Origin of the sequence: Streptomyces sp. NPDC059567 (assembly GCF_042735655.1) — a bacterium.
Classification (GTDB): domain Bacteria; phylum Actinomycetota; class Actinomycetes; order Streptomycetales; family Streptomycetaceae; genus Streptomyces.
In genome coordinates this window covers 1-7843 of record NZ_JBHWBS010000060.1, presented here as the reverse complement: position 1 = coordinate 7843, position 7843 = coordinate 1, and the positions used below count along the sequence as shown (strand labels likewise).

The window sequence follows — 7843 nt, the reverse complement described above, 5'->3', positions numbered from 1 at the left end:
CGGGGGGCGGGGGGGGGGGGCGCGCTGGCCGCTGGGCGGGGCCCCCGCCTGTGGTGATCACCCACCCGGGGGGGGCGGGTGGGATCCGCAGCCCCGCCCCCCCCACCCTCGGAAGAGGCTGGGCCCTAGGCCTTCTTGGGCCTGTCGGACTTGTCGAGCACCATCACGAGGCCGGCGATCACCAGGAACAGCACGATCGGCGCGGCCACGAACAGGCCGAGGGTCTCGACGACACTCAGCTTGGGGGCCGGGTCGTCACCGTCGTCGCGGGTGAGCGCGAGCGCGGGGGACGACATGAGCAGCATCATCAGCGTCGTACCGGCCGCGACAGCACCGGCGCGCAGGGCGTTCTTCTTGTCCACGGTGCAAACGTAGCGAACACCTAAACGGGCCGCGCGTCCGGGGGTGCCGTACGGGAACCACCGAGGGGACCGAACACCGCGAGGAGGCGGTGGAGGCGGGGGGAGGCGGCCAGTTCCTCCAGGGTGAGCGGCTGGCCCTCCGGGCCCGCCACCGGGAGCCGCCAGTTGGGGTACTGGTCCCAGGTGCCGGGCAGGTTCTGCGGCCGCCGGTCCCCCACGGCGTCCGGCAGCCACACCCCGACCATCGTCGCCGGGGTGCGCAGCAGGAACCGGTGGACGGCCCGGACCTCGGCCTCCTCGTCGCCCGGGCCCTCCGGGAGCAGCCCGCGCAGCTCCAGGTCCGTCAGCCACTCGGCGACCTCGGCCTCGTCCCGGGCGCGCTCACGCCCGAGATCGCCGGTGAGCAGCCCGAGTCGGTGGCGCAGGGCGACATGGTCGCCGGAGAGCTTGGCCGCGGTGGAGGGGAGGTCGTGCGTGGTGGCGGTGGCCACGCAGTCGGTGCGCCACTCCTCGGGGGCCAGCGGGCGGCCCGTGCCGGACCAGTCCCGCTCGAACCAGAGCACGGAGGTGCCGAGCACCCCACGGTGGGCGAGCCGTTCGCGGACGCCGGGCTCGACGGTGCCGAGGTCCTCGCCGATGACGACCGCGCCCGCCCGGTGGGCCTCCAGGGCGAGGACCGCGAGCATCGCCTCGGCGTCGTAGCGGACGTACGTCCCCTCGGTGGGTTCGCACCCCTCGGGGACCCACCAGAGCCGGAACAGCCCCATCACATGGTCGATGCGCAGCGCGCCCGCGTGCCGCAGCAGCTCCCTCAGCAGGCCGCGGTACGGGGCGTAGCTCGAGGCGGCGAGCGCGTCGGGGCGCCAGGGCGGCAGACCCCAGTCCTGGCCACGGGCGTTGAAGGCGTCGGGCGGGGCGCCGACGGACATGCCGGCGGCGAAGGCGTCCTGCTGGGCCCAGGCGTCGGAGCCGTCCGGATGGACGCCGACGGCGAGGTCGTGGACGATCCCCACGCCCATGCCCGCCTCCCGGGCCGCCTCGGCGGCGGCGGCGAGCTGCCGGTCCGTCAGCCAGGCGAGCCGGCAGTGGAAGTCGATCCGGGCGGTCAGCTCGTCGTCGGCGCGGACGGCCACGGCGGCGGAGCGGGGGGCGCGCAGCTCCTCGGGCCAGCTGCGCCAGTGGTGGCCGTGCCGCTCGGCGAGGGCCTGGTAGGTGGCGTGGTCCTCCAGGGCGGGGCCGCGCTCGGCGAGGAAGTCGATGTACTCCGCCCGTCTGCCGGGGCCGAGTTCCACCGTCCGTACGAGCTCCAGGGCGCGCCGCTTGACCTCCCACACCGCGTCCCGGTCGATCAAGGCGCCCTTGCGCAGGACCCGTTCGCGCAGCTCGGCGGCGTCGGCGAGGACCGCGTCCACTTCGGCGCCGTGCTCGGGCCCGACGAAGCCGAACTCGGGAACGTCCTCGATCCGCAGATGGACGGGGTCGGGGAAGAGGCGTGAGGAGGGGCGGTACGGAGAGGGGTCGGTGGGCGCCCCGGGCACCGCCGCGTGCAACGGGTTGACCTGGACGAACCCGGCGCCGTGCGTCCGGCCGGCCCAGGCCGCGAGCTCGCGCAGGTCGCCGAGGTCGCCCATGCCCCAGGAGCGGGCGGAGAGCACCGAGTACACCTGGGCGAGCAGACCGAACACCCGCCCCTCGGGCCGCGGCACACGCGCGGGGGCGACGATCAGCGTGCTCGTGCCGGAGCGCCCCTCGGGGGCGAGGGCCTCGACGCGGTGGACGCCGAGCGGCAGCCCGTCCCAGCCCGCGCCCTCCACGACCTCACCCGACTCGGTCGTGACGCGCAGCCGGGTGCCCGGCGGAAGGTCCTGCGGCGGACGCATCGGACCGTCCTGCCAGCGCACGAGCGTGGCCGGCAACATCCGGTCCTCGTCGGCCCGCTGTGCCGTCCGGAGCGCGGCGGCCACCGCCTCCGGCGTGGTGGCGTCCACATCGAGGGCACCGAGGACGGCCACGACCGTGGCGTCGGGCACCTGGACGGTGACGCCCTCGGACGGCTCGTACGCGGTGGCGACGCCATGGAGTTCGGCGAGACGGGCCAGGGTCACTTCACACTCCGGGGGACTCCGTGCCGCCCGCGGTGGCGCGGGCGGTGGGTTCGCTGGTGAGGGGCGCCGCCTCGGTCATGGGCGGCTCGCTGGTGAGGGGTGCGGCGTCGGCGAGGGGCGGTTCGCTCGTGAGCGGGCCCTGTTTCGGTACGCGTATGGGGGTGGTGAGGGGGGTGGTCGCGGTCACGGGGGTCTCCCGGTTCGTCTCGACAGGTGGGGCTTCGAGAGCCCTACCCACCGCACCCCGTTTTACCGGCGGAACTTGTCGTCGCGGCGCCACCTCGCCGAAAGACCGCCCGGCAAACCCGACACATCGGCCACCTGCATTGACACCCCAGCCGGGCGGGTGGTGGGCTCGTAACCCTCTCGTGACCACGGGAGCCCGCGGGAGAAGAGGAGTCCCCCATGCACCTCGGGCACAGACGGCGGACCGCTTCGGCCGTCGCCGCCGCGGTGATCGGCGGATTCCTCGGCGGCAGCGTGCCGAGCCTCGCCACGGCGGCGCCGACACCCCCGGGCGCCCCCGTCACCACTCCGGACACCGAGACGCAGCTGTCGCCCGGGACGGCGGTCTCGCCGCGCCCGCAGTCCCAGCGGGCCACGGGTCCTTCGGTTCCGCTCGGCGACGAGGTGACGCTGCTCACCGACGCCGACGCCGATCCGTACGCCGTCGCCGCACTGCGCGAGGTGCTGCGGGCGGCGGGGGTACGGACCGTCCACACGTCCCTGCCGGGTGGCGGGACCGTGCTCCGCATGGGCTCCGCCGCCTCCGCGGAGGCCCTGCGGGCGCTGCGCGTGCCCGAGCGGGCCGACCTGCCGCGCGGCGGGTACCGGCTGGCCACCGGCCGGGTGCAGGGCCGGGACACGGTCGCCCTGGACGGCGTCGGCGAGGACGGCCTGTTCCACGCCGTACAGACACTGCGTCAGCTGATCGACGGCACGACCGACGGCGGGCGGACCGTCCCCGGTGTCGTCGTCCGCGACTGGCCCGGGACCGCCGTGCGCGGTCTGACGGAGGGCTTCTACGGCCGCCCGTGGAGCCGGGAACAGCGCCTGGCCCAGCTCGACTTCATGGGCCGTACCAAGCAGAACCGCTACCTCTACGCCCCCGGCGCCGACCCGTACCGCCAGACCCAGTGGCGCGAGCCCTACCCGGCGGACCAGCGTGCCGCCTTCCGCGCGCTGGCCGCGCGGGCCCGCGCCAACCATGTGACCCTCGCCTGGGCCGTGGCCCCCGCGCAGTCGATGTGTCTGGCCTCGGACGACGACGTGAAGGCCCTCACGCGCAAGCTCGACGCCATGTGGGCGCTGGGGGTGCGCTCGTTCCAGCTCCAGTTCCAGGACGTCAGCTACAGCGAGTGGCACTGCTCCAGGGACGCGGACACCTTCGGCCGCGGGCCCGAGGCGGCGGCCGCCGCCCACGCGCGCGTGGCGAGCGCGGTGGCCCGGCATCTGGCCGCCCGGTACCCGGACGCGGAACCGCTCACCCTGATGCCGACGGAGTACTACCAGGACGGCGCGACGAAGTACCGCACGGCGCTCGCCGGGGCGCTCGACGACCGGGTGCGGGTCGCCTGGACGGGCGTCGGGGCCGTCCCCCGCACGATCTCCGGCCGGGAGCTGGCCGGTGCCCGCGACGCGCTGCGCCACCCGCTGGTCACCATGGACAACTACCCGGTCAACGACTACGCCCGGGACCGGCTCTTCCTCGGCCCCTCCATGGGCCGCGAGCCGGCCGTGGCCGCCGGTTCGGCCGCGTTCCTCGCCAACGCCATGGAGCAGGCGGCGATCTCCCGCATCCCGCTCTTCACCGCCGCGGACTACGCCTGGAACCCGAAGGGTTACCGGCCGCAGGAGTCCTGGCATGCGGCCGTCGACGAGCTGGCCGGGCCGGACCCGGCGGCCCGCGAGGCGCTGCGGGCCCTGGCCGCCAACGACGCCTCCTCGCTCCTCGACCCGTCGGGCGAGTCGGCGTACCTGAAGCCGCTGATGGCCGCGTTCTGGCGGAGCCGTACGAGCCCGGACCCGACGGCGCGGGAGAAGGCGGCACGCGAACTGCGGGCCGCGTTCACCGTGATGCGGGAGGCGCCCGAGCGGCTGACGGCGACCGCCGACGGCACCCTGGACGACGAGGTACGGCCCTGGCTGGAGCAGCTGTCCCGGCACGGGCACGCCGGGGAGACGGCGGTCGACATGCTGCTCGCGCAGGCCCGCGGCGACGGCGCGGCGGCCTGGCAGGCACAGCTGCGGCTGGAGCCGCTGCGGGAGGCGCTGAAGGCGAGCGAGGTGACCGTCGGCAGCGGCGTCCTCGATCCCTTCCTCGCGCGGGCCGCGACGGAGTCGGCGGCCTGGACCGGCGCGGACCGCGAGCGGGGCACCGGGCGGCGGGCGGACCGCGAGCCGGCGGCGTACACCGTGCGGCTGGAGCGTTCGCGGCCCGTCGAGACGGTGACGGTGATGACGGAGCCGGGCGCGGCCGGGTCGGCGCGCGTGGAGGCGTACGTCCCCGGCGAGGGCTGGCGGTCGCTGGGCCCGGTGTCCCCGTCCGGCTGGACGCAGGCGGACGTGAAGGGGCTGCGCGCGGACGCGGTCCGCGTGGTGTGGGACGGCGCCGATCCTCAGGTGCGCTCCCTGGTGCCCTGGTTCGCGGACGAGCCGCGCGCCGAGCTGGAGCTGGCCCGGAAGGAGACGGACGCCGAGATCGGCGGTCCCGTGCAGCGGGTGGACGTCCGTGTGGCGGGCCGGCGCGCCGAGGAGGTGCGCGGGGAGCTGGCGGCGCGGGCCCCGAAGGGGATCACGGTGCGGCTGCCGAAGGAGACCCGGGTGCCGCGCGGCACGCACACGACCGTCCCGCTGGAGGTGTCGGTGGCGCCGGACGTGCCGGCGGGCTCGTACCAGGTGCCGGTGTCGTTCGCGGGCGAGGAGCGGGTCCTGACGGTCCGGGCCTTCCCCCGCACGGCCGGCCCCGACCTGGCGCCTGCCGCGCGGGCCTCCTCCTCCGGCGACGAGACGCCCGACTTCCCGGCCGCCTCGGCGCTGGACGGCGATCCCGCCACCCGCTGGTCCTCACCCGTCGACGACGGCGCCTGGTGGCAGCTGGAGCTCCCCCGGCCGGCCCGGATAGGGCAGGTGGTCCTGCACTGGCAGGACGCGCACCCCTCCCGCTACCGCATCCAGGTCTCCGCGGACGGCCGCACCTGGCGCACGGCCGCGACGGTCGCCGACGGGCGCGGCGGCCGGGAGAGCGTCCGCATGGACGCGGCGGACACCCGCTTCCTGCGGGTCCAGGGCGATGCGCGGGCGACGGAGTACGGCTACTCGCTGTGGTCGGTGGAGACCTACGCGGTGGCCCCGCCGGTCGAGTCCGGGAAGCCCGAGCAGCCGGAGTAGGGGCGCCTCCGCGGAGGCGCCCCCGGTACGACGAAGGCCCGGATCAATGCGTCTTCACGGCCCCCACGGGGGTGGTGGAGACGGCGTCGATCCGGGCCATCACATCGTCCGCGCCGTACGGCTGCAGATAGGGCAGCCAGCGTGGGTCCCGGTGTCCGGTCCCGATGATCCGCCAGGCCAGTCCGGTCGGCGGGGCGGGTTGGTGCCGCAGCCGCCAGCCCAGCTCGCGCAGATGCCGGTCGGCCTTGACGTGATTGCAGCGGCGGCAGGCCGCCACGACGTTCTCCCAGGCGTGCGTGCCCCCGCGGCTGCGCGGAATGACGTGGTCGACGCTGGTTGCGACGCCACCGCAGTACATACAGCGTCCGCCGTCACGGGCGAAGAGCGCTCTGCGGGTCAGAGGAACGGGCCCCCGGTAGGGGACCCGCACGAACCGCTTCAGTCTGACCACACTGGGTGCGGGGATGACGCGGGTCTCGCTGTGCAGGAAGGCGCCGGACTCCTCGAGGCAGAGTGCCTTGTTCTCGAGGACGAGGACGAGCGCGCGGCGGAGCGGTACGACGCCGAGGGGCTCGTACGACGCGTTGAGGACCAGGACATGCGGCACGGATGCCTCCTAATACGCCGGCGGCGCGTGGCTCGCGCCGGGACGAACTGCTCTCAGTCTCTCCTCATGCCTGGTCGGAGCGCCACCACGTACCGGTAACGGGCTGGAGGTGTTCTCGACCACATCGGCATCGTCACCCGGATCATCCCCGCGTGAGGTCCGTCTCTCCCTCGAACAGGGCAACAGGAGCACATCCGATGCCCCGTTAGTGTGGATGTTCCGCGTACGCCACGCCTGGAGGTTCTCCGTGTCCTGGTCCGCCCTGCTGACCGCCGACGATCCGCAAGAGGTCCCCGTCACCCTCGACGAGGCCGCGGAGAGGGCGACGAACGCCGCGGGCTGGGTGGAGGAGAACTGGTCCACCTGGCTGAACACCGGTCTTCGCATCCTCCTCATCCTGGTCGTCGCCCTGCTGCTGCGGATGGCGATCCGCCGCGCCCTGACCAAGCTCATAGAGCGGATGAACCGCTCCGCCCAGGCCGTGGAGGGCACGGCGCTCGGTGGTCTGCTGGTCAACGCCGAGCGGCGCAGACAGCGCTCGGAGGCGATCGGCTCGGTGCTGCGCTCGGTGGCGTCGTTCCTGATCCTGGGCACGGCGGGGCTGATGATCCTGGGCGCCTTCAAGATCGACCTGGCGCCGCTGCTGGCCTCCGCGGGTGTCGCCGGTGTGGCGATCGGTTTCGGCGCCCGGAACCTGGTCACGGACTTCCTCTCCGGTGTCTTCATGATCCTGGAGGACCAGTACGGAGTCGGTGACTCGGTCGACGCGGGGGTGGCCTCCGGCGAGGTCATAGAGGTCGGTCTGCGGGTGACGAAGCTGCGCGGCGACAACGGCGAGATCTGGTACGTCCGCAACGGCGAGATCAAGCGGATCGGCAACCTCAGCCAGGGCTGGGCGACGGCCGCGGTGGACGTCACGGTGCGTCCCACGGAGGACCTGGACCGGGTGCAGTCGGTGATCAACGAGGCCACGGCGTCCATGGCGAAGGACGAGCCCTGGAACGAGCGCCTGTGGGGCCCGGTGGAGATCCTCGGTCTCAACGAGGTGCTCCTGGAGTCCATGACGATCCGGGTCTCGGCGAAGACGATGCCGGGCAAGGCCCTGGGCGTCGAGCGCGAGCTGCGGTGGCGGATCAAGCGGGCGCTGGACGCGGCCGGGATCCGTATCGTCGGCGGTGTCCCGGCGCAGGCGGAGGAGTCCGCGGCGGACCCGACGGCGGGCATGGCGGCCCCCTCGGCCTTCGCCTCGCCGACGTCCCCGCAGGGCGCGGCCGCGAGCCCGCTGCCGAGGCCGGACCTCAGCAAGTAGCGCCCGGACGACACGGAGCACCGGCTCCGCACGACGCCCCCGCAGGTAACGCTTTGGTTGCCTTCGGGGG

General features: G+C 74.5%; 6 protein-coding genes. 2 read left to right on the top strand and 4 right to left on the bottom strand.

Features of this window, described 5'->3' with window-relative positions; translation table 11 throughout:
* Positions 1-125 precede the first annotated feature (125 nt).
* The 3 genes from ACFVZW_RS24120 to ACFVZW_RS24110 are packed head-to-tail and all read right to left on the bottom strand — an operon-like array spanning position 126 to position 2705.
* Positions 126-362, bottom strand: coding sequence for a hypothetical protein (locus ACFVZW_RS24120; protein WP_260226244.1), 237 nt, complete (start codon positions 360-362; stop codon positions 126-128).
* A 20-nt stretch (positions 363-382) separates the two neighbouring features.
* Entirely contained in the window at positions 383-2467 is a 2085-nt protein-coding gene (malQ, locus tag ACFVZW_RS24115) for a 4-alpha-glucanotransferase (RefSeq protein WP_384524773.1), read from the bottom strand.
* 1 nt (position 2468) lies between these two features.
* On the bottom strand, positions 2469-2705 hold the full coding sequence (locus tag ACFVZW_RS24110; protein WP_384524770.1) for a hypothetical protein: 237 nt from the start codon (positions 2703-2705) through the stop codon (positions 2469-2471).
* Positions 2706-2872: 167 nt separating this feature from the next.
* Here ACFVZW_RS24110 and ACFVZW_RS24105 point away from each other — a divergent pair, with 167 nt between their 5' ends.
* Positions 2873-5857, top strand: coding sequence for a beta-N-acetylglucosaminidase domain-containing protein (locus tag ACFVZW_RS24105; RefSeq protein WP_384524767.1), 2985 nt, complete (start codon positions 2873-2875; stop codon positions 5855-5857).
* A 43-nt stretch (positions 5858-5900) separates the two neighbouring features.
* Here ACFVZW_RS24105 and ACFVZW_RS24100 read toward each other — a convergent pair whose 3' ends face one another.
* Positions 5901-6464 (bottom strand): HNH endonuclease, encoded by a 564-nt coding sequence (locus ACFVZW_RS24100; RefSeq protein ID WP_384524765.1) that lies wholly within the window; start codon positions 6462-6464, stop codon positions 5901-5903.
* 247 nt (positions 6465-6711) lie between these two features.
* Between ACFVZW_RS24100 and ACFVZW_RS24095 the strand changes: the two genes are divergently transcribed.
* A complete protein-coding gene (locus ACFVZW_RS24095) occupies positions 6712-7773 on the top strand; it encodes a mechanosensitive ion channel family protein (protein ID WP_384524762.1) in 1062 nt (353 codons plus the stop codon).
* Positions 7774-7843 lie beyond the last annotated feature (70 nt).

Excerpts from the sequence above, each read along its gene's own strand:
- ACFVZW_RS24105 (WP_384524767.1), top strand. The coding sequence starts at position 2,873 with ATGCACCTCGGGCACAGACGGCGGACCGCTTCGGCCGTCGCCGCCGCG.